Origin of the sequence: Sphingobacterium sp. BIGb0165, from assembly GCF_024810095.1 — a bacterium.
In the GTDB taxonomy this organism is placed as follows: domain Bacteria; phylum Bacteroidota; class Bacteroidia; order Sphingobacteriales; family Sphingobacteriaceae; genus Sphingobacterium; species Sphingobacterium detergens.
This window is the reverse complement of the sequence record NZ_JANUEB010000001.1, coordinates 182,996-204,632: the sequence shown is the minus strand read 5'-3', so window position 1 is coordinate 204,632 and position 21,637 is coordinate 182,996. Positions and strand designations below refer to the sequence as shown.

Annotated in this window: 21 protein-coding genes and 1 pseudogene; 5 read left to right on the top strand and 17 right to left on the bottom strand. The window is 40.6% G+C overall.

Annotated features, from left to right (window positions below; all coding sequences use genetic code 11):
* Positions 1–72 precede the first annotated feature (72 nt).
* Both M2408_RS00920 and M2408_RS00915 read left to right on the top strand, forming a co-directional pair.
* Complete coding sequence (locus tag M2408_RS00920; RefSeq protein ID WP_259178434.1) at positions 73–1,134, top strand: sensor histidine kinase; 1,062 nt, start codon at positions 73–75, stop codon at positions 1,132–1,134.
* Complete coding sequence (locus tag M2408_RS00915; protein ID WP_259178431.1) at positions 1,131–1,844, top strand: LytTR family DNA-binding domain-containing protein; 714 nt, start codon at positions 1,131–1,133, stop codon at positions 1,842–1,844. The genes M2408_RS00920 and M2408_RS00915 overlap by 4 nt, the downstream gene beginning before the upstream one ends.
* A gap of 28 nt (positions 1,845–1,872) precedes the next feature.
* Here the strand turns inward: M2408_RS00915 and M2408_RS00910 are convergent, their stop codons facing one another.
* A complete protein-coding gene (locus tag M2408_RS00910; RefSeq protein WP_223579384.1) occupies positions 1,873–2,112 on the bottom strand; it encodes a hypothetical protein in 240 nt (79 codons plus the stop codon).
* A 236-nt stretch (positions 2,113–2,348) separates the two neighbouring features.
* On the opposite strand from M2408_RS00910, the gene map reads away from it, so the two are divergent.
* Entirely contained in the window at positions 2,349–3,113 is a 765-nt protein-coding gene (gene map, locus M2408_RS00905) for a type I methionyl aminopeptidase (protein ID WP_223579381.1), read from the top strand.
* 83 nt (positions 3,114–3,196) lie between these two features.
* Here map and M2408_RS00900 read toward each other — a convergent pair whose 3' ends face one another.
* From M2408_RS00900 to M2408_RS00875, 6 genes and pseudogenes are all read right to left on the bottom strand, one after another.
* Positions 3,197–3,436, bottom strand: coding sequence for a hypothetical protein (locus M2408_RS00900; protein WP_259178429.1), 240 nt, complete (start codon positions 3,434–3,436; stop codon positions 3,197–3,199).
* Positions 3,437–3,463: 27 nt separating this feature from the next.
* On the bottom strand, positions 3,464–3,739 hold the full coding sequence (locus M2408_RS00895) for a hypothetical protein (RefSeq protein ID WP_259178428.1): 276 nt from the start codon (positions 3,737–3,739) through the stop codon (positions 3,464–3,466).
* 22 nt (positions 3,740–3,761) lie between these two features.
* On the bottom strand, positions 3,762–5,189 hold the full coding sequence (locus tag M2408_RS00890; RefSeq protein WP_259178427.1) for a TolC family protein: 1,428 nt from the start codon (positions 5,187–5,189) through the stop codon (positions 3,762–3,764).
* A 16-nt stretch (positions 5,190–5,205) separates the two neighbouring features.
* Positions 5,206–8,351, bottom strand: a pseudogene (locus tag M2408_RS00885) (efflux RND transporter permease subunit).
* Between the two features lie 11 nt (positions 8,352–8,362).
* A complete protein-coding gene (locus M2408_RS00880) occupies positions 8,363–9,508 on the bottom strand; it encodes an efflux RND transporter periplasmic adaptor subunit (protein ID WP_259178426.1) in 1,146 nt (381 codons plus the stop codon).
* 195 nt (positions 9,509–9,703) lie between these two features.
* Positions 9,704–10,603 carry a helix-turn-helix transcriptional regulator gene (locus M2408_RS00875; RefSeq protein WP_223579355.1) on the bottom strand — a complete coding sequence of 300 codons (900 nt, stop codon included), beginning with the start codon at positions 10,601–10,603 and terminating at the stop codon, positions 9,704–9,706.
* Between the two features lie 590 nt (positions 10,604–11,193).
* Between M2408_RS00875 and M2408_RS00870 the strand changes: the two genes are divergently transcribed.
* Positions 11,194–12,045 carry an AraC family transcriptional regulator gene (locus tag M2408_RS00870; RefSeq protein ID WP_259178422.1) on the top strand — a complete coding sequence of 284 codons (852 nt, stop codon included), beginning with the start codon at positions 11,194–11,196 and terminating at the stop codon, positions 12,043–12,045.
* A gap of 129 nt (positions 12,046–12,174) precedes the next feature.
* On the opposite strand, the gene M2408_RS00865 is transcribed toward M2408_RS00870, so the two are convergent.
* Positions 12,175–12,729 (bottom strand): cysteine hydrolase family protein, encoded by a 555-nt coding sequence (locus M2408_RS00865; protein ID WP_259178421.1) that lies wholly within the window; start codon positions 12,727–12,729, stop codon positions 12,175–12,177.
* A gap of 175 nt (positions 12,730–12,904) precedes the next feature.
* On the opposite strand from M2408_RS00865, the gene M2408_RS00860 reads away from it, so the two are divergent.
* On the top strand, positions 12,905–13,684 hold the full coding sequence (locus tag M2408_RS00860; RefSeq protein ID WP_259178420.1) for an alpha/beta fold hydrolase: 780 nt from the start codon (positions 12,905–12,907) through the stop codon (positions 13,682–13,684).
* Between the two features lie 76 nt (positions 13,685–13,760).
* Here M2408_RS00860 and M2408_RS00855 read toward each other — a convergent pair whose 3' ends face one another.
* The 9 genes from M2408_RS00855 to M2408_RS00815 form a co-directional block, all read right to left on the bottom strand.
* Positions 13,761–15,059: a deoxyribodipyrimidine photo-lyase gene (locus M2408_RS00855; RefSeq protein WP_259178419.1), complete on the bottom strand. Its 1,299-nt coding sequence runs from the start codon at positions 15,057–15,059 to the stop codon at positions 13,761–13,763.
* Positions 15,060–15,218: 159 nt separating this feature from the next.
* The gene (locus M2408_RS00850; protein WP_259178417.1) at positions 15,219–16,277 is read right to left on the bottom strand and encodes an NAD(P)-dependent alcohol dehydrogenase; all 1,059 of its coding nucleotides are present in this window, start codon (positions 16,275–16,277) and stop codon (positions 15,219–15,221) included.
* 140 nt (positions 16,278–16,417) lie between these two features.
* On the bottom strand, positions 16,418–17,143 hold the full coding sequence (locus tag M2408_RS00845; RefSeq protein ID WP_259178416.1) for a LytTR family DNA-binding domain-containing protein: 726 nt from the start codon (positions 17,141–17,143) through the stop codon (positions 16,418–16,420).
* A complete protein-coding gene (locus tag M2408_RS00840; RefSeq protein ID WP_259178414.1) occupies positions 17,136–18,194 on the bottom strand; it encodes a sensor histidine kinase in 1,059 nt (352 codons plus the stop codon). The genes M2408_RS00845 and M2408_RS00840 overlap by 8 nt, the downstream gene beginning before the upstream one ends.
* A gap of 76 nt (positions 18,195–18,270) precedes the next feature.
* Entirely contained in the window at positions 18,271–18,780 is a 510-nt protein-coding gene (locus M2408_RS00835) for a GNAT family N-acetyltransferase (protein ID WP_259178413.1), read from the bottom strand.
* Positions 18,781–18,850: 70 nt separating this feature from the next.
* Complete coding sequence (locus M2408_RS00830; RefSeq protein ID WP_259178412.1) at positions 18,851–20,269, bottom strand: PLP-dependent aminotransferase family protein; 1,419 nt, start codon at positions 20,267–20,269, stop codon at positions 18,851–18,853.
* 73 nt (positions 20,270–20,342) lie between these two features.
* Positions 20,343–20,573 carry a hypothetical protein gene (locus M2408_RS00825; protein WP_259178409.1) on the bottom strand — a complete coding sequence of 77 codons (231 nt, stop codon included), beginning with the start codon at positions 20,571–20,573 and terminating at the stop codon, positions 20,343–20,345.
* A gap of 7 nt (positions 20,574–20,580) precedes the next feature.
* Positions 20,581–20,874 (bottom strand): hypothetical protein, encoded by a 294-nt coding sequence (locus M2408_RS00820; protein WP_259178407.1) that lies wholly within the window; start codon positions 20,872–20,874, stop codon positions 20,581–20,583.
* 151 nt (positions 20,875–21,025) lie between these two features.
* The gene (locus tag M2408_RS00815; protein WP_259178405.1) at positions 21,026–21,607 is read right to left on the bottom strand and encodes a TetR/AcrR family transcriptional regulator; all 582 of its coding nucleotides are present in this window, start codon (positions 21,605–21,607) and stop codon (positions 21,026–21,028) included.
* Between the last annotated feature and the right edge of the window lie 30 nt (positions 21,608–21,637).

Below are 21,637 nucleotides of genomic sequence, written 5' to 3'. Positions count from 1 at the left end.
CGTATAAAAGAAAGCCATTTTGAAACAAAAAAAATTACTTTTGCTGAATTAGGGTCAGTAATCCAGATCAATATGCAAGACTGCAACAATCGTATTATTTTACGCTACTTAACGGAAAAGAAATTCAGGCTTTTACGACATGGCCTGTTTTTGGTTGGTCTACTTATTCTTTTTGCCAATGCCAATACAAATAACCAATTTCTGGGTAACTATAAAACCTACTTTTCTTTGGCACTTTGGACGGTTTTCGTGGCCATGTTTTATATCAATATGTATGTATTGATCCCGCAGTATTTTTTCAAGGGAAAATATGAGATCTATACCATCTTGCTTATTCTGCTGGTGACAGCGAGCCTACTCGTGGTCATGCAGATTGCGATATATATTTTTAGTATCCATGTCCCGACGATCGAAAGGCAACGAACCAATACCATGGGTTTTGTCAGCGGTTTATTTATCTGTATTCCCATTATCCTGACCACCACCACTTTTAAGCTCTTTAAGCGTTGGATAGAGGACAATAAACGAATTTCAGATCTAAAAAACCTGGCGTTGACAACGGAGTTAAATGCGTTAAAGAATCAGATTCAGCCACATTTTTTGTTTAACATGCTCAACAATGTGAAGGCATTAATTCGGAAAGACCCCAGTATGGCCACCGAGGTTATTATCAAACTTTCCGATTTTTTGCGCTATCAGCTCTATGAAAACGATACAGATAAAACGCTTTTAAAATCCGAAATAAACTTTATTTTCAATTTTCTAAAACTTGAGGAAATACGTCGGGATAACTTGAGAACGTCATTGTCCTGCACATCGGAATTAGAAAGGCAAAGTATTTTTCTGCCGCCACATCTTTTTACTGCCTTTATCGAGAACGCGATCAAACATAGCGTGAACTTACGTGACGAGCATACGTTTATTGCTATTCATTTTACGCAGACAGATGAACAACTTTGTTTCGAATGTGAAAATTCGATCGATCCAGAACTTTCGAATACCCGTTCTAAGTATGGTGGACTGGGATTAGTCAATGCCAAACGACGGCTGGATTTGCTGTATGGTGATAATTACGAACTTACAATATCAAAAAATGACCTGCTGTATCAGGTGAAATTAAAAATTCCATTATGAATTGTATCATTGTAGATGATGAACCCTTAGCAAGGGAAGAAATGAGAAATCTGGTCGAAGAAATTTCAGCTATAGAAATTATGGGCGAGTTTTCCAATGCCCTATCTGCTATGGAATACCTCGCGACCAAATCTGTGGATCTCATTTTTCTGGATATCGAGATGCCTACGGTCAATGGATTGGATTTTGCGCAATCCTTACCTAAAGATGTACTGGTGATACTGACAACAGCCTATACACAATATGCGTTGAGGGGTTTTGAGTTGGATGCACTCGACTACCTCCTTAAACCTATCAAAAAAGATCGCTTGGCCAAGGCAATTGATAAAGCGCTGACCTATAAAAATCTGCTCAATTTAAAGGAAAATCAAAGCACCTTTGAAGATGCGAATGAAGATGCTGTATTTATCAAATCGGATCGAAAATACTACAAGATCTTATTTGACGATATTCGATTTATTGAGGCACTCAAAGATTATGTCGTTATTTACACGCGCACCAATAAACTTATTACAGCAATGAATCTAAAAACAATGCATCAAAAACTACCCGCCCGTTTATTTGTTCGGGTTAGCAAATCGTATTTGATCAATTTGTCTTTTATTGATTCTTTTGACAACCATACGATATACATTGACAAGTTCGAAATCCCGATTGGCGAGATTTATCGCGAGCAGTTTTTTAAGCAATATACAGGTGGGCTATTGTAAGATCCTCTGTACTGTGCTTTGAATAGGATTAGGCCAGTACAAAGCGGTCTAGAAAATCTACCTTTATATCGTGCTTGTGCAGCAAAGCTGTCAGTAGATCGACGGAACATTCTTCTGTTTCTACCCGAAATATAGCGTCTTCGTCATCCAGATCCAAGGTCGCCGACTGTATCTGTGGCAGGTGGAGCTTTAACAACTGCATCAGGAACGTCTTCTTCTCTTTTGTTCGCACAGAGCTTTTAAAAATTAATATCTGCTTTGCTTTCATTTTGTAAATTTAAAATTGTATCCACCTTCTTCTCGGTTTATATTTATCCGGGATTTTCACAAATCTATTATTTCAGGCTTTCACTGGCTGGGATTTTATACGAAAGCAGACGTTTATTATACCAAAACTCCCAAAGGTCTGAGCCGGATCGCCCACCTACTTTTCTTTATCGGATTATCTATTTTTTTTAAGACCTTTGTATATCTTTAATTGAACAAGCAAATACAAAAAGCAGGATGTCTATTACCAACGAGAACGAATTGACCGGAATGCAAAAAGCGAGTGCGGCAGTTGCCCAGACGCTTAAAGCGATGTGCGACTATGCTAAGGTGGGCATGTCAACCAAAGAATTGGATGAGTACGGGGCGAAGATATTAGAACAATTTGGTGCAAAGTCAGCACCAGCGCTGACCTATAACTTTCCGGGTTGGACCTGTATCAGTGTAGATAACGAGTTTTGCCACGGCGTTCCGTCTGCTGATCGCTTATTACAGGAGGGAGAACTTATCAATATCGATGTATCAGCGGAACTAGATGGTTTTTGGGCTGATAATGGGGCTTCTTTTGTGGTCGGTGAGGATATTCATCATCATCAAAAATTGGTGGACGCTTCAAAGGAAATACTTCAAAAAACGATAAAAAATATACGTGGTGGTGTTAAAATTGCGGACATTGGCCAACTGATGGAAACGGAAGCAAAAAAGAGAGGCTATAAAGTGATCAAGAATCTCGGTGGTCATGGTATCGGACGCAGTTTACACGAAGATCCAGATGAACTACTCAATTATAGGAACAAATTTGATCAAAGGCGGTTTAGAAAAAATTCAATTGTTGCGATCGAAACCTTTATCTCGACAACATCTACCTATGCAACGGAATTAAATGATGGCTGGACGATGGTCGGTGACAAAGGTGGATACATGGCGCAACATGAACATACCATCATGATTACCGATGGTGCCCCAATTATTTTAACGGCAGAAAATGGTATTTTCTGTTAGGAAATTATACCCGAAGAGCTATTGCCTTTTACTGTCTCAGACGATACCTCTTCGGGATAAATTACCTTTATAGGGAACTCTTTTTACACTGGTCTCTCCATAAAATCTAAAAGACTTATCTTCAACTGTTTTTGCTCCATCAAACGAAGAATCAATTCATCCACCTTTTTTGTCGATTTGACCACCATGGTAAATAACTTATCATCGAGATCAAAGGAGATGGATATCACTGTCGGAACGAGCAAAAAAATATATGTTTCCAGTTCTTTCCTGCGTAGTAGCACCCCTCTTCCTACTGCAAATAATTGTATATAACGCATCATAATTATTCAATATAAATCCTACCTTGATTACCTAGCTATTCCTAATTTTACCCCATAGCATTCAACAGCAATGCGATAAGATGAATGTCCTACATGACAAAACAGCTGATTCAATCCCTCCAAGTGCTGCATGATGATCACTTTTTGCTTTCTTTTTTCAAGTATTAGTGCCAGATGATCTGCAAAATCCAGATCATCATCAATAAGTATAAACCGATCGGCGCTAAGCGCGGCAGCCATCTGTTCAATTTTCTCGCTGCTGTGACTTGGATTGATCAGAATCAGCATGTTTGTTGTTTTCATTTCGAGTATTAAGATCGTGAGATTAGAGCCATCCGCCTCCCAAGGCACGGTAAAGGGATGTTATGGCATTAATTTTTTGTGCTTTCACTGTCGCCTGATCCAATTCGGCCTGCAGCCTATTGGTCTGCGCGACGATCACTTCCAGATAAGTTGCCTCATTAAATTTATAAAGCAGCATTGCATTTTGAACGAGCTTGCCCGAACGCTCTACCTGCAAGTTGGATGTCTCCAGCTGTTCCCCCAGTTTATCAATCTGAATCAGTGCATCAGACACTTCACCAACGGCTTTTAACATGGTCTGTTTGAAATTCAATTCCATTTGGTCCTTTGCAATTTTTGACTGCTCCAAACGTGTCTTTAATTGTCTGCCGTTCAGAATGGGCTGTACAATTGTCCCGGTTGCAGCGGCAAACAGTGACCCTGGTAGATTGAACCAATTATTTGCTTTAAATGCATTTAACCCTCCCTGTGCAGTGATATTTAAATTAGGATACATACTAGCCCGTGCGACATGTATTGTCGCCAAGCTCCGCCGGATATCCAATTCGCTGCTGCGCAGATCTGGCCGATAGCTCAACAGGTTTGCAGGGACACCCAGCGAGAGATTTGCAGATGACTCCACCTGATCCAATCGCATGGTCCTTTTTACTGGCCCCGGCACTTCTCCAACCAAAATGCTCAAAGCATTTTCCTGCACCTGAATCCCCGCCTCTAAGGCTGGAATCCGTTTGGCAATCTGATCCCGTGTCACTTCCTGCTGTTGTACCGACAAGATATTTGCCAACCCTAACTCGACCTGTTTATTAAGGATAAATAGGGTGCTATCCGCAAAGGCTAAATTGCGCTGTGATATTTCCAGCTGTCGGTCCAACAGCAGCAGGTTGTAGTAGCCTTGAACAACCTCAGCGACCAAACGTGTTTTGATCGCGCGGACAGCTTCCTGAGTTTTGAGAAGATCTACCAAACTCTCCTGCTTTTGCCCATTTAATTTACCCCAAATATCAGCCTCCCAGGAAATCTGAATTGAGGAGGTATAATCCATCGTATATTTTTGACCCATAAATTGACTGGCCATCATACCATTCATACTGTTGCCCGAAGGGCGGTTAATTCCCACATTGGCAAGATTCGCATTTACAAGTGGCACATTCAGCCACTTGGATTGCTTATACCCTTCTGAAGCAAATTCAATCTGCTTTAGGGCGACTTTCAAATCATTATTTTTCTTCAATGCGCTATCCAGTAACGCAATAAGCATCTCATCTTTAAAAAAATCACGATAGGAGATCTTCGCGATACTACTATCAGCTTCATGTTCGTCTTGATTTCGGAAATGATCAATCGGTTTCATTTCCGTTCCGGTATAGTGTGGTACACGGCAGGCATTCGCCCCTATTACCGTTACCAGAAAGACTACACTATACCAGCAATTTCTTTTTATCTGTTTCATTTTATCTGATCATTAATTAGTAGTCCCATTCACTTTCATCCAACTCGCGTCCATTCAATCTTTCGTGGAAATACTGGAATACCACAAAGAGCACAGGTGTAAGGAATATCCCCAATACCGTCCCCACCAGCATGCCGAAAATAGCGGCATAACCAATGGAATGGTTCCCCATTGCCGAAGGTCCCACCACAAAAACGAGTGGCACGATCCCTGTAATAAAAGCCAATGAGGTCATTAAAATAGGTCTTAGTCGTGCTTTCGCACCTTCCACTGCAGCTGCAATCAAACTTTTCCCCGCTTTTCGGCGCTGACTCGAAAACTCCACAATCAATATCCCGTTTTTTGCCAATAGCCCAATGAGCATCACCATCGCGATCTGCACATAGATATTGTTTGCTATACCTGCCATACCAATGCCCATAAATACGCCGGAAAGTCCCACCGGAATGGACAGCAATACGGAGAATGGTAATATGTAGCTTTCATATTGAGCAGATAACAAGAAGTAAACAAATACAATACAGAGCACAAAAATGACCGTCGTTTGCGACGTCGCCATACTTTCTTCACGACTCATGCCCTTATAATCGAAGGTATACCCTGGTGGAAGCAGTTGTTTGGCCACCTCCTGTATGGCTGACATGGCTTGCCCGGTACTATATCCCGGAGCCGGCATTACAGTAAGATTTGACGCATTGAATAAGTTGAACCGCTCTACAACCTCGGGTCCGGTAACCGGTTGAACCCGTACCAAGGTACTGATCGGAATCATTTCTTGTCGGCTATTTTTCACAAAAACCCCCTGTAAGGACTGTTCGTTGGTTCTTGTTTCCGCTGTTGCCTGAACCAGTACGCGATAATATTTGCCAAAACGATTGAAGTCCGAAGCCTGTATACTACCATAATATCCCTGCATAACGCCGAGTACATCACTAACAGCTACGCCAAGCTGTGCTGCCTTCGCTTCATCTACGACGACCTCATATTGGGGTAGGAAACATCAAATGTGGTAAAGGCCATCGCAATCTCCGGTCGTTGCATCAAAGCGCCCATCATGCCATAAGATATATTGCCTAGCTTCTGCAATTCCGCATTCGTTCGGTCTTGTAGAACCAATTCCATTCCACTCGAATTACCAAAACCATCTACTGTAGGTGTATTTAAAACTAGAAAATTGGCCCGCTTATCTTGTCCTAGTATCCCCTGTAGTTCGCCCATAACGGCCCCGAGATTACTCACTTTGCCCCTTTCTTTTTCAGCTTTCAGGCGAATAAAGAACGTACCGGCAGCAGATGACATTGCTCCAGTGAACAGGCTTAACCCATTCACAGAGATTACTTCACGAACAGCAGGATGAGCCATCAACTTGTTTTCAGTATCTGACATCAACACTGTTGTCCTATCTTTTGATGTTCCAGCGGCCAAATTGGCGGTCACAATGATAAATGACTGATCCTCATCAGGGATAAAGCCCTTTGGTGTATTCATCGTGTACCAGGCAAACAATCCGCCAAACACAGCCAAAAGCGAAAATGCGATCCCCTTGCGTTTGATCATCATTAAAATTGCCTTTCCATAGCGAAAAGTAAGTTTATCAAAAGCGGCATTAAATCCGGTGAAAAAGCGTTCCTTGAATGTAGCCTTATGATTTTCGTCGGAATGGGCTGCATGAGATTTCAAAAGAATCGCACACAAAGCCGGGCTAAGTGTTAGGGCATTCACCGCTGAGATGACAATTGCGATAGCCAATGTCAGTGCAAATTGTTGATAAAATAAACCTGTAGAACCGTCCATAAATGCGACCGGTACAAACACAGCTGACATCACCAAGGTAATCGAAACGATAGCACCCGAAATTTCCCCCATCGCTGACATCGTCGCCGCTTTGGCATTTAGTTTCCGTCGTTCCATTTTGGCGTGTACGGCCTCTACAACAACAATGGCGTCATCCACGACTATACCAATCGCGAGGACAAGGGCGAAAAGCGTCAATATATTGATTGAAAACCCAAATATTTTCATGAAGAAAAATGTCCCTACAATTGATACGGGTACAGCGATGGCCGGAATTAAGGTAGAACGGAAATCTTGTAAAAAGATAAAGACGACGATAAATACCAAAATAAAGGCTTCAATCAGGGTTTTGATAACCTGATCAATTGACTGATCCAGCGATTCCTTGGTTGCATAAGGTATCTTATATTCCATGGTTCCCGGGAAAGACTTTTCCAATTCTTCCATTCGCTTTTGCAATGCAATTTGCACCTCATTGGCATTCGATCCGCTCATCTGAAAAATAGCCATGGTCACCGCAGGTTTCTTGTTATAGTTGGATGCCACGGTATAGCTATAAGCTGCAAATTCAACCTTGGCAACATCTTTCAGACGTAATACCGAACCATCATTCTGGGCCCTGATAACAATATTTTCGTATTGCTGCGGTTCGGTGAATTTTCCTTTATAACGCATCACATATTCCTTTACTTCGGTGCTCTGTTCACCGAACCGGCCAGGTGCGGCTTCCAGGTTTTGGGACTGGATGGCACGTGATACATCACCTGGTGTAAGGTTGTATGTATTGAGCTTGCTAGGATCCAACCATACACGCATGGCGTAATCCTTATTGCCATATACCATCGCATCCCCTACTCCTTTAATACGCTTAAGTTCGGGTACCACGTTGATCTTGCTATAGTTTTCCAGGAAAAGGTCATCCATTGTACCATCTTTGCTGGTTAGGGTGACCATCGCGATCATACTATTTTGACGTTTTAAGGTCGTGATCCCGCTTTGAATAACTTCTGCAGGCAACTGATTGGTAACCTGAGCTACACGGTTCTGGACATTGATGGCGGCCTGATCCGGATCTGTTCCCAACTTGAAGATTACAGTAATATTTAATGTACCATCATTACTGGCTGTCGACGAAATATAATCCATATTTTCGACGCCATTGATGGCATTTTCTATGGGTGGCGCGACAGACCGTGCAATTGTTTCGGCATTTGCACCGGGATATACAGCGGTCACCATAACGGTCGGTGGTGCAATATCCGGAAATTTGGTAATAGGCAAGCTGAGCATACCGACCACACCAAGAATGACCAATAAGACAGAAATCACGGTGGCCAATACTGGTCGTTTAATTATTTTTTTTAACATGAATTGCTATTTTATTTTTTGTTTTGAGTTTGCTTTTGCGCGACAACCGGCATTCCAGGTTGTAGGCGTTCGAATCCTTGAGCGATATAACGGTCACCCTGTTTTAATCCTTCGCGAATAATAAAATTATCTTCAGATTTCCCAGAAATAGCTACAGGTATCTGTACGACTTTATTTTCCTTATCGACAGCATAGGCAAAGACCTTGTCTTGGTAGGACACTGTCGATGCAATAGGTAATAAGGGCATTTCTTTCAATTGTTGATACATCACAATTTTCCCTGTGTTGCCGCTGCGTAGCTCTGCGCGAGGGTTATCAAATTTTGCACGTAAAGTAATAGAGCCCGTATTTTTATTGAACTGACCTTCAACGGCATCTATTCTCCCTTTGGTATGATACTCTTGTCCATCCGAAAGTAACAGTGCAACGGGTGCTGCATTTTTCAACTTCTCTGCAACCGTATTACCTGTATGCTCGCGCTGAAATCGTACAAAATCGTTCTCACTCAAGCTAAAATAAGCATACACTTGATGGTTATCAGAAACGACTGTAATGGCATCTTGATTTGAGGCAGACAGCAAACTTCCCAAGCGGTAGTTGAAGCGTCCGATATACCCATTCACGGGTGACTTGATGACTGAAAAATCCAGATTGATCTGTGCCGAAGCGATAGCAGATTTCGCTTGCGCCACAGATGCTTTTGCGGCTGCATAACTTGCTTGAGCTTCCTGCATCTGAATATCCGAAACGATACGATTTTTGGTCAGCTCAGTTTTTCGATCCAGCTCAATTTTGGCGGTCAATAAATTCGATTCGGCAACAGACAAGGCTGCCCTTGCATTGGTTAACTGCTCCTGAAAGATCCGATCTTCAATTTTAAATAGTGCCTGCCCGGCACGGACGTAGTCACCTTCATCCACAAATATCTTTTGGAGATAACCGGTCACCTGTGGTCGTATTTCTATATTGGACACGCCTTCTATGGCACTTGCATACTCATTTCGGATCGTTGCATCGCCTGTTGTTACAGTGCCAAAAAGAACCTCTGCAGGCCCCTGCTGATATCCGCCATCCTGTTGTTTACCTGTACAACTAGATAACAATACCAACGCAATAAACAAGTTCGTGGCGCGCTTTTTAACGACGTTTTGCTTCATAATGGATTTTGCTTTTATTTTTATGTGTAGCAAAAGTCCAAAAAAACCGATGTCTCAATTCGGCTCAAAGACGCCAAAATTTGTTCAAAAGACGCCAAAAGCGTATAAACCGGGTACCAAAAACAAAGGTGCTTTTCCTATCTATAACAGGAAAAGCACCTTCATCTGACCAAGAATTGAAATGATAAAAATGACCTAGAAAAGGTCATCCATTTTGTAGTCACTGGGATTTCTTTCGGTATGTTTTTTGAAGAACTTGCTGAAGACGGTCTGATCTGAAAAGTTCAGCAAGCAGGCCACCTGGCCAACGTTATTCGCAGAATTCTTTAATAGGATCTTTGCTTCAATAAGTAGGATCTGGTTGATAATCTCTTTGGGTGTACGCAACATCGCTTTCTTTACTACCTTCGTGAGATATTTTCTACTGACAAATAGGCGATCGGCGTAAAACTGAACATCGTGATGTTCGGCATAATATTCCCGTACGAGCGCAAAAAAAGCGCTTGTAATCTCTTCTTCACGGGAAGAAAAACTGGCCTGCTGCCGAAAATTTTTGGAATAATTTTCGATATCATACATCAACAAGGAAAAGTAATGCCAGATCATCTCATTACTATAATAGACCGGATGCTTAAAATCGTTGAGATAAGCAAGTTCCTTTATATAAAATGCCAATCGTTTGTAGAGGTGTTGCTCGCCACGAATAATATAAGAGGGGTTATTGGAAAAGTTCTTTAGCATATCATTTGAGCGATAATTAAAGCCGGCATCTGATAGCATATCTATGGAAAAGAAAATTTGCTTTTGCTTGATATCCGCGGAAAAGTAAATGATTTTGAACACCTCCTGTGGGACACAAAAAAGAATGTCACCTTTTTGAAGCTCATACTCAAAGTCCCCCACCCGATAATAGGAAATACCCTCCTCTGCCAACAGCACTCCAAAAAAAGAAGCACGATAATGGCAATTGCGCTGTATTTGCATATTGTCACTTGTAGACTCTAGCACCATGTATTCCTTGCTACGCTGTGGAAACAGCAGTTCGCGCGTCATATCCTCCATTTTTAGCGAAATGACGTACTCCTTTTTTTTCATTATATTGAGTTGACCTAAAAATAACTTCTATTGAAGCAATCAAAAATAGTCGATTTAAAAGTGCAAAAAATCATATCACAGTCCTGATTTGGAATTTGACAAAAAAGAAATAAAAGATTTGTTCAATCGCATCGCGCCCAACAAGCGCTGCTTTCAGCATCTTTCAGAAGTATACCAGATGCTAAATTGAAGACTATAAAAAATATAAGGGGCCTCTCTTGACGAGAAAACCCCCAAATAATATATTTTAATATGGCTATTCAATCTTTCCTATATCAATCAAATAGTTCCTTTTTTAAGGACAAGAAATGTAATGTACCTTTTAATAAGTATTCAAGTGGGATGAATATCAATATTTAAGTTTTGCCTATTTGATTATGATCGTAAAGGTAGATTATTTCTCTAATTAAAAAAGTGACGGAAATCACATTTTGCATAAATTTTGTAATTATTTTAAAAAATATTTTTATCCGAACTGTTAAATGAATGATAAGGAATCCAATTGCTCGATTATGTTGATGCAGGATTGTACATATAGCACTATATTTAGCTTTAAGATTAGTACTTTTGACTGATAAAGTATACTGCTATTGAGAACGATAAAATTCCATAAAGGCGAATGTGGCGTTGAATTTCTATTAAACGTACTAAATCAACAGGAAACGGACTATACCCATCGCGAGACCTATCATAAAGATTTTTTTGAAATTTTATTTTTCAAAAAGGCTAAGGGATGTTTACGATTGGGGCAAGAAGTCATCGAATTAACGGACAACAACATTATCTTTATTTCTGCCTTTCAGAAACATACTTGGGAACTGGGCCCAACCCATCTGGAATTCACCACATTGATTTTTCAGGAAGATTTTCTCAATGAGTTTTTCGCAGATAAGCTTTTTACCTATCGACTGCTCTATTTCTATCAGTTGCACCATACAGTAAAAATAGCTGCAGATGATATACATCTATCTAAATTTTATAGACTGCTTGCGGAAATAAAATCGGAGCTTGTTCAGACAGAGGCAGACAGTGCACATATTATACGCTCTTTGCTCTATTATTTGCTACAGACCTTGAATCGAAAATATGCCCGGTTGAATGGACTTTCTTTGCAAAAGCCTGAGAATAATTTTGCTTATCAGTTCAGGATGTTGCTCGAACAGCATATTCAACAGAAACAACGGATCAACGAATATACGGCATTGATGGGCATCAGTCGCATCACACTGAATCATGCCGTTAAAGCACAATTCAATACCACAGCAACACAATTGCTCAAACAGCGATTATTATTTGAAGTGCAGGAATTACTGATACATTCAGGCAAATCTATCAGTGAAATTGCTTTTGAACTGAATTTTTCCGAGCCTAATCACCTGATGCGTTTTTTTAAGGCGCAGACGGGTAAGACCATCAGTGCATTTATCCAGGAATTACGGTAAAAGGTCTATTACGGGCTGTCCCTAGCCTTTTACCCACAGTAATTACAAAAAAACTGACAGTGTATAGCAATGTTGCCATACACTGTCAGCTTAAAATTCCAATGCTATACCGCTCCAGTTTTAGAACAGCTAGTTTTGTGCGAGATAGGTTTCTGTCGTCTGAATCTGCGCATAGAAGAATTCCAATGCTGCAAGAAAGGCATGGTGTACATCGTCAGCTTTGACCATAACACCGTTGATTTCCAGGTCACGTGTGGCACAGGCATCCCCTATTATTGTACATGGGAAGCCAAAATCAACCGCAGCCCGCGTCGTTGCATCAATGCACATGTGCGTCATCATGCCAACAACAACGAGTTCAGTAATTTGATTGGCTTTCAGATAATCAAAAAGTTCGGTTTCCCTAAAACTATTTGGAAAGTGTTTTTGGATCACTTTCTCTCCCACCAGTGGTCTCACGTTTGGATGGATATCAGCAGCAACCGTACCCGCTATAAAAAATGGCATTTTCGTAGGATCGGGAGAAATATGCTGAATATGGATAATCGGTGCTTTTCTTTCTCTAAAATGGCCGATTATTTTTCCGGCATTTACGCTTGCGGCAATAGGGTTTACAAGTTCCATTCCGCCATTTTCAAAATATTCATTTTGAATGTCTATGACAATTAACGCTGTAGTATTCATGTGTTATCTATTATTATGTTTTCGTTACTACAAAATTAGCTTGTCAACCACGGAGGTCACTACCAAATAGATCGTCGACACTACCATTTTGATAAGAAGGGATGTTTTAGCTATCTTAGCCATCGATAATGGGACCTAGAAGGTCACATCAATTCGTTTAAAGGAGAGAAATATCGTGAAAGAATTACTACACAGCAAAATATACGGCGCAGAAAACGGTGGGACACCGCTTGTTGTTCTGCATGGCCTTTTTGGTATGGCGGACAACTGGGGATCTTTTGGCCGTAGCTTTGGAGAAAAAAGACAGATACATTTACTTGACCTGCGCAATCATGGTCGAAGTTTTCACAGTGACGGCATGTCGGTTGAGGAGATGGTCGAGGATCTAGGTGCTTATATCGCTTCGATCGGAGCAGAAAAAGTCTTATTATTGGGTCATTCTCTCGGCGGTAAAGTTGCCATGCAATTTGCCATTGAACATCCGGAACAGGTTGAAAAACTGATTATTGCGGATATAGCTCCCAAGGCTTATCCACCACATCATGAAGATATCTTCAATGCGCTTTGTGCGGTTGATATCAATAGTATGGACAACAGAAAAGATGTACAGACAAAACTCGAAATCTACCTTGATGATCCTGGAGTAATTCAATTTTTGTTAAAAAACGTCTATATTAAAGAAGACCGCAAGTTGGGCTGGCGTTTCAACCTGGATGTTCTACAGCGGAAATATGCAGATTTCATTACAATAGGTGTAAAAGCTGGAATTTATACTGGCCCTACCCTTTTTTTAGCAGGCGAAAAATCGCGCTACATTCTTCCTGAAGATAAAGTCAAAATCAAGGAGCAATTCCCAGATGTCAGCTTTGAAACAATACCAAATGCGGGACACTGGGTACAGGCTGAAAACCCACAGGCATTCGACGCCTTTGTTGCTGCTTTTTTGGATCAATAAAAAATCTACTATTAGATAGATCAATCCCACCTCAGCCGATCAGGTATGATGGGATTGATTTATCATCATCCTTCGCTTACTTCAATGCTGCTGCATAAGTTTTTAGCGCACGTTCTCTGGCGATCGGATGTGCTATAATAGGTTCAGGATAATCTGTTGTCCCAAGTTCGGGAATCCATTGTCTACTATATTCTTGTTTTTTATCAAATTTTTCGGCCTGAATAATCGGGTTAAACACCCTAAAATATGGGGCGGCATCGCAACCACTTCCTGCTGCCCATTGCCAATTCCCATTATTCGCAGATAAATCATAATCGTTGAGCTTTTGCGCAAAATAGGCCTCTCCCCATCGCCAATCAATCAATAAATGCTTGCATAGAAAACTAGCAGCAACCATACGTACACGATTATGCATATAACCGGTACTGTTCAATTGCCGCATACCCGCATCGACCAAAGGGTAGCCTGTTTTTCCTTGACACCAGCGTTCAAAATCCGTTTCATCGTTGCGCCACTGGATATCGTCGTATTTCTTTTTAAAGGATTCGTTGACCACATTCGGAAAATGAAATAAGATCTGCATAAAAAACTCCCGCCAGATCAATTCAGACAGCCAGACCTCATTATGCTGTTTTGCAAAAGCCACACAGCGACGAATACTACTTGTTCCAAAACGAAGCGCAATACCCAAGTTGGTCGTCCCCTCTAAGGCAGGATAATCACGATACCTATCGTAGGTATCAATAATAGCTGCATTCAGTCGTGGTGGTTCGAAAGTCAAATCGGTCTTTTTAAACCCTATTTTTTCCAAGGGAATTATCGGCGCGTACGTCTGCTGAAAAAAATGCCCTTCTATTTGATCAATGGATTGATAATCTTCCGCCGTTAATTTCTCCCGCCATCTTTTTGCATAAGGTGTATAAACAGTGTAGGGTGTACCATCATTTTTCAATAGCTCATGTTTATCAAAAATAACCTGATCTTTTACAGCATTAAATGGAATTCCAGCAGCATTGAAAAATTCAACGATCGTCCGATCCCGTCGGATCGCTTTAGGTTCGTAATCGCTATTACAATAGACTTCCTGAATATCGTATTGCTCATGCAATGTTTTAAAAATTGCCAATGGACTACCATGAAAGGTCGTTAAAGTAGCCCCATATTCCTTTAGTTTTTTATTTATTCCACCAAGAGCCTGGTGGATATAATCTACACGTCGGTCAAACTTATCTTCCAATCGGCCTAAAATATCTTCATCGAATATAAATATCGGCAACACAGGAAACCCCTTCCCCAATGCCTGAGATAACCCTACATTGTCTTCCAAACGAAGGTCCCGGCGGAACCAAAACACCACAACTTTACTTTTCTCCATAAAAATAGAGGTAACTCGATCAACTTCTGCCGAGCCCCACCTGTTTAATTTGATAACAAAGAAATAAATCCTCCAAAAAAACGCTGATTGATCGAACAAAGCTAAGCCTATACTAGACTGAAAGCATGTTCTCTTGGTTTAGCTTTGTCCGAACTGATTTTAATTATTTTTTAAACTATCCATATCGATAACAAAACGATATTTCACATCGCTCTTTAACAATCTGTCGTAAGCCTGATTGATATCCTGCATACGTATTAATTCTATATCTGAAGTGATATTATGCTTTCCGCAGAAATCCAGCATTTCTTGCGTTTCGGCAATACCACCGATCATCGATCCGGAGAAACTTTTACGTGTAGGGATTAAGCTAAATGGAGCTACCGGCAGTGGATGTTCAGGAGCACCGACAAGTGTCAGTGAGCCGTCGCGTTTCAATAGGCTCAAGTAGGCGTTGATATCGTGTTGCGCGGAGACACAATCCAAAATAAAATGCAAAGTACCCGCATTTTTTTTCATCTGTTCCTGGTCGGTAGACAAAATGACTTCATCCGCACCCAGGCGTTTGGCATCTTCTACTTTACTTGCAGAAGTTGTGATCACGACGACATGCGCCCCCATTGCTTTGGCTATTTTCACGCCCATATGTCCCAAACCACCAATGCCCACGATGCCTACTTTTTGTCCGGGACCAACCTTCCAATGCCGTAATGGCGAATATGTTGTGATACCTGCACAAAGTAGAGGCGCAGTCGCTGCTAAATCCAAGTTTTCGGGAATATGCAAGACAAAATCCTGATCCACCACGACACGCTCCGAATATCCGCCAAAGGTCTGTTTGTCCAAATGCTTATCATGGCCATTGTATGTTTGAATATTTCCATTCTCGCAATATTGCTCCAATCCCTCTTTACAACTCTCGCATTCACGACAACTGTCAACCATGCAGCCAACACCGGCAAGATCGCCGACTTTAAATTTCGACACATCGGATCCTACTTTTGTAATCCGTCCCACGATCTCATGACCGGGAACATTGGGGTAAATTGTTCCGCCCCATTCATTACGTGCCGTATGTAAGTCAGAGTGACAAACGCCACAGTATAGAATATCAATTTCTACATCTTTTGCCGTGACCGCACGACGTTGTACCTCCAGTTGTTTTAAGTCCGCCGTCGGAGCTTCGGTTCCGAAAGCTTTTATTGAAAATGTACTCATATTAAAATAAATGATCTATGATGAATTGTTTCGTTAAAAATAACCCTTGGTAATCAAAAAAGTTTAGTTTAGAACAGCAATGTTTGAAAAATAATCTGATTAGTCTCAGTATCAGCACACAATATATCGGAGTTTCAATACTACTTTTGAAAATACAGCAGAAGCTCCCGCCGATAAGTCGATCCAATCGGCAATTTCTCCCCAGAATCTAACTCGGCCGAACCGCCTGAAATTTTACTGACACGCTCCAGTGAGACAATATGTGATTTATGTATTCGCATAAAAAGATCTTTGTCCAACTTTTGTTCCATTTCAGCTGTCGTTAGTGAACTCACAAAGGATCCCGATGTGGTGAAAATCTTAACATAATTGCCCCAGCTTTGGATATATATGATGTCTTTACACATAATCCGCACAAAATCACCATCCACTTTAACGACTACAGAGGAGGTTGCTGCAGTGGCAAGCACGACAGGATGATCCAATACCGTAGGTTTGACCGATGGATATCTGGAGAAAACGTTGTCAATCGCTGACATAAACCGCCTGATGTCAAAAGGTTTCACCAGGTAATCAACCACTCTATATTCGTAACTTTCCAAAGCATATTCTTTATATGCTGTTGTTAAAATTACCATAGGCGGATTAGACAGCGCTCTTAACATCTCCAAGCCATTCAATCCGGGCATATTGATATCCAAAAAAATAAGATCAACTTCATGATCATACATATAATCCATTGCTTCAACGGGATGATAGAATGAAGCTTTAAGATCCAATTTTTTGATATCCTTGATGTAATGATGAAGGACTAGATGCGCCCCTTCTTCGTCGTCAACCACAATGCACCTCAAACGCTCATTCATATGCTGAAGATTTTAAATTTAATGTTAAAAAAGTATGGTAATCATGCGCTATTTCAACACACTGCAACTTATATCGTGTCGGATAAAGCAAAGCTAAACGTTGGCGGGTATTCGTTAGTCCGAGACCTGTGGAATTATTTTTCAGTAGTTTATCTGCCAACGAATTTTTGATATCCACTGTCAATGAACCATCGTTAAAAGTAATAAAGATATCCACATGCCATCTCCTTTCGTTTGTAAGGCTATGTTTAAAGGCATTTTCAATCAATGTGATCAAAAGTAATGGTGCAATCCGATAGCGATTCAATTCATCGTCCTCCCCTGCTACCACATACCTTATCGCACAGCGTTTGCCAATACGTTCCTTCTCCATAGCAACGTAATTAGCGATAAAAGCAACTTCCTCCTTTAGGCTTATCGTATCTCTATTGGCATTTTCCAACTGATATCGCATCAATTCCGATAGTTTCAAGATCAGTTCAGGTGTACGGAATGGCTCAGTTAAGCTCACGCCATAAAGGTTGTTGAACATGTTAAAGAAAAAATGGGGATTTAGCTGTGCATGTAAATATTTCACATTGATCTCACTTAACATCAGCTGTGCTTCATTTCTTTTCTCAACCTCATTGGCATATTGGCGTAAGAGGAAAAAAGAGAGCATTGTAAATGTACTTATCACACATAGCATAATTTGGTAGGCAAAATCTTGGAATACGGATATCTCCCCTCTTTCATAATAGGCGGTATCTATCCAGAAATAATTAACCACAACCAAGAGTGCTGCTCCAGTTAAAGTTGAAAAAACAGCACCGATCACATAGATAAAATACTTTTTCTTCATGAAGAATGAGAAAAAGAAATGACGGTGCAACTGTGCCTGCATATATAATAGGCTAAAAAATACCAAGCCTTTGATAAAATCGATAATGGTATCTATTTTCATCCATTCATGGAGCATCGTCAGCAAAAACATGGCGGTAAACAGTATAAACTCCTGTAAATACCGCTTTGAATACCACCGACCTTTGTTTGTCATGAGACGTTCTTCCATATCCTGAAGTAAAATTCAACTATTTATAGATAATATGCAAAAAATCATGATGAACTGAGTTCATCATGATTTTTTATCAGTTCCGCTTCCATATCATGATATAGGATTTCTTTCCAAAAGGTTCCATAAGGGACTGCTGCTCGATGCGAAACCCACAATCTTCAAAAAAAGGAACCAGCGGGTCAGTTTGCAGCAATTCGATCCAGCATGCGTTGTAAAAGTTCGTAACCGATTGACATTTCTTCCATAGGCACTCCCTTATCGCCTGATTATCATATTGATCTCGAATGTAAAAGTCGGCATAATGGATCACTTTAACACCCTTTAATAGCTCAGGAACAGGCGATTGCTTCATCATAGCATAGCCTACAGGTTCAGCGTCTACAAAAATGCTGATCAGCTGTGTACTCAGATTGTTGAGTTCGTCTGCCGCTCTTTGATTACTCAATTGTATATCAAGATAATTTTTAAGGTCTTTTGAGTCGACCTGGTTGTCATACATACGATGGATCTGTTCCTTTTTCAATAGGAACAACAGTTTCAATCCCTCCTCTGACGCAATGGTAAATTTCGTTTGTAAATTCATATCACATTATTAAAACACAAATTTACAGGCTTCGGCCCAGGGATTCTCGGTTCAGATCATGAAGGATAGATCAGTACAGTTCCTTTTTAAGGAGATCTCCAATGTTTGCTATCGTTTCAAGATGTATGTCTGCAATACGTTGGGAGAAAACAGTTCTAAAGCAATGATCATATGCATTTGTAAAGGAAAAAATTGCCCCCGGTGCAAAGTAAGCGCCAGATTTATCACAGTTATCATAGAACATTTGCATATCGATGGTTGCCGGTAATCTGGTCCATAAACTATATCCTCCAGCGGGTGTATAGGTATGACTCTCTGCGGGAAAACAGCGATTGATTTGCTCTACCAACTGTAATGCCTGCTTTTTTAGTTGCTGCCGAAATATTCGGAGATGCCTATCGTAACTCGATGTATTCAACAATTTTGTGATGAGCTCCTGATTAAGCGGTGAGACTGATCTCCCAAGCGAAAATTTCAATCGCTCAGCTTTTCCAAAAAATTTTCCAGGAGCTAACCAACCTAAACGGATTCCAGGGGCAATGGTTTTCGCGAATGACGAAAAAGTAAGCACAAGACCTTCGTTATCGAGATTCCGAATAGTTGTAGGTCGGGAATGGCTGAAATAGAGATCCCCATAAATATCGTTTTCAATAATTGGGATATGATGAAAATGAGCAATTTCATATACCGTATGCTTCGTCTCCCCCGACATTAAAATTCCTGTCGGATTATGAAAATTTGGCGTCACAACGATCGCCTTAACATTATTTTTACGACAGGCATTTTTAAGGTATTCTGTATCTAAGCCACCCTCTCCACGAACGGGAATTTCGATGGTTCTCAAACGTAGACTGGCAATGACCTCCAGCATAGAAAAAACACAGGGGCTCTCTATGGCCACAATATCATTGGGTTCGGTAGTTATGGCTAAGGCAATATAGAAAGCCTGCAATGCACCGTCAGTAATCAGTAGTTCATCCATGCTGATGGCTGCCCCATGTTGTGCCGAACGTCGTGCAATCAGTTCTCTTAGCTCATCACTCCCATTACTGGGATAATACCGCAATAGTGCTGCTGATTTTTCGCGAATGATCTGTTGCATGGTTCGTAGTACCAATTTCTGTGGTACAAACAGATCTGATGGTGTTGCAGCATTAAAAAAAGCAGTCTCAGCGTGTTGTTTTCGATAAGAGGTTAGACTCATGTTATCTCTGAATACGGCATTTCGGGGAATGGGATTTAACGTCTTTAACGTTTCATCATTTACGTTTTTTGTCCTCACAGCGACGTGATAACCGCAACGGGGGAAGCTCGTCGCTAGTCCTTTAAACATGAGATCATCGTATCCACTCTGGACTGAGCTCGTACTTAAACCATATTCTTCTTTTACCTGCCGAATAGAAGGTAACCTGTCACCTGCTTTTAATATTCCGTTTTTGATGTTTTCCTCGATTTTGGAAGTGAACACCTCATATTTATACTTCTTCATCCGCCGAATCGAAAACTAGGACATGTGAATTTATGCGTTATAACAATGCGTTGAACCGGATGGTCGCAGATCTTCAGTCTACATCTTCCACCTGGACAAACTGCATGTTAATTCCCCGTTGCTGACAAATATTCAAAATTGAAAATTCTAAACGGCTATTAATTTTAACAACAAGTAAAAACTGCCGGTCATCCAACAATAAATCAATATTCTTGATCTCTGGAAAACTCTGATATAGGAAATGATAGAGCTCACTTGCCTTCCATTTCAATTTGCGCGATAGGGAGTAAACAACTTTATACATAATAGATTTATTTCAATATCTTAACAGTAATTTGGTTTAACTGGTCAATCAAAATTCCTTTGTCCTTCAATTCATTAAAATTGCGAGCCAATCGAACTTCTTTATTCGTATTTTCCAATGCAAGCGCCAATTCATCCAGTCGTTCGATTTCCTGATGCACCAATAGATAACAATCAAACTCCGAATTCAACAACCCAGTAGACTCCGGTCGTATATTCTCATCCGTTTCAACCAACACGAGCACATATTTTGGCGCAGTTAACGTCCTTCGTACCCTTCCTATTTTTGCATTTAATATCATGTTATTTTGTATTTTCGTTAGACATTCCAATTGTCACATCAACAAACACCTATTCAAATAGACATATTTTGTATTTATGTCGAAACCTATCGCTAAAAAAACGAGCAAATGCTCATCTATTTACTAGGGCCTAAAAGCGTCTAAAAACAGCTTATTTTAACCCCTTTACACATATACTAGTCAACCAGGCAAGCCTTGCCTCAAAGTCAGGAAACCGATCAAATAGCAATACTTCCTGCTCAAAACAACGCGATGTCGTTACCAACATCTCTGAGAGAAAGAGAATATCCTTTTCTTCAAGAAACTGGATTTCCCCTTTGGCAATAGCGATCCCGATCATATCACGGATCAATTCAATTTCATCATCCAACATATGACGTGTCTTGGAGACCATCAATGCCGGATCGGATTTCATATCCTCAAAAGCCAAGTGAAAACGTTTAGTAATCAAATTGATCTGACGCAATTTAGCCCTTAGAAAACCGACCAAATTATCCTCTAGAGAAGCTTCCCGGCTATAACTTTCTTTGGCTATTGTAAACACCTGCTGACATAAATATTCGGCTATTGCGTCAAAAACGTCCATCTTGCTCGTAAAATAGTAGTACAGTGTACTACGTCCCTTACCACAGGCTTTAGAAATATCCTGCATTGAAACCCGCGTAAAACCATAAGTTTCAAACACTTTCATCGACGAAAGAATAATTTCTTCCCTAATATTTTCCTGTTGCATTGTCATTACTAGACAAACATACAAAAAATG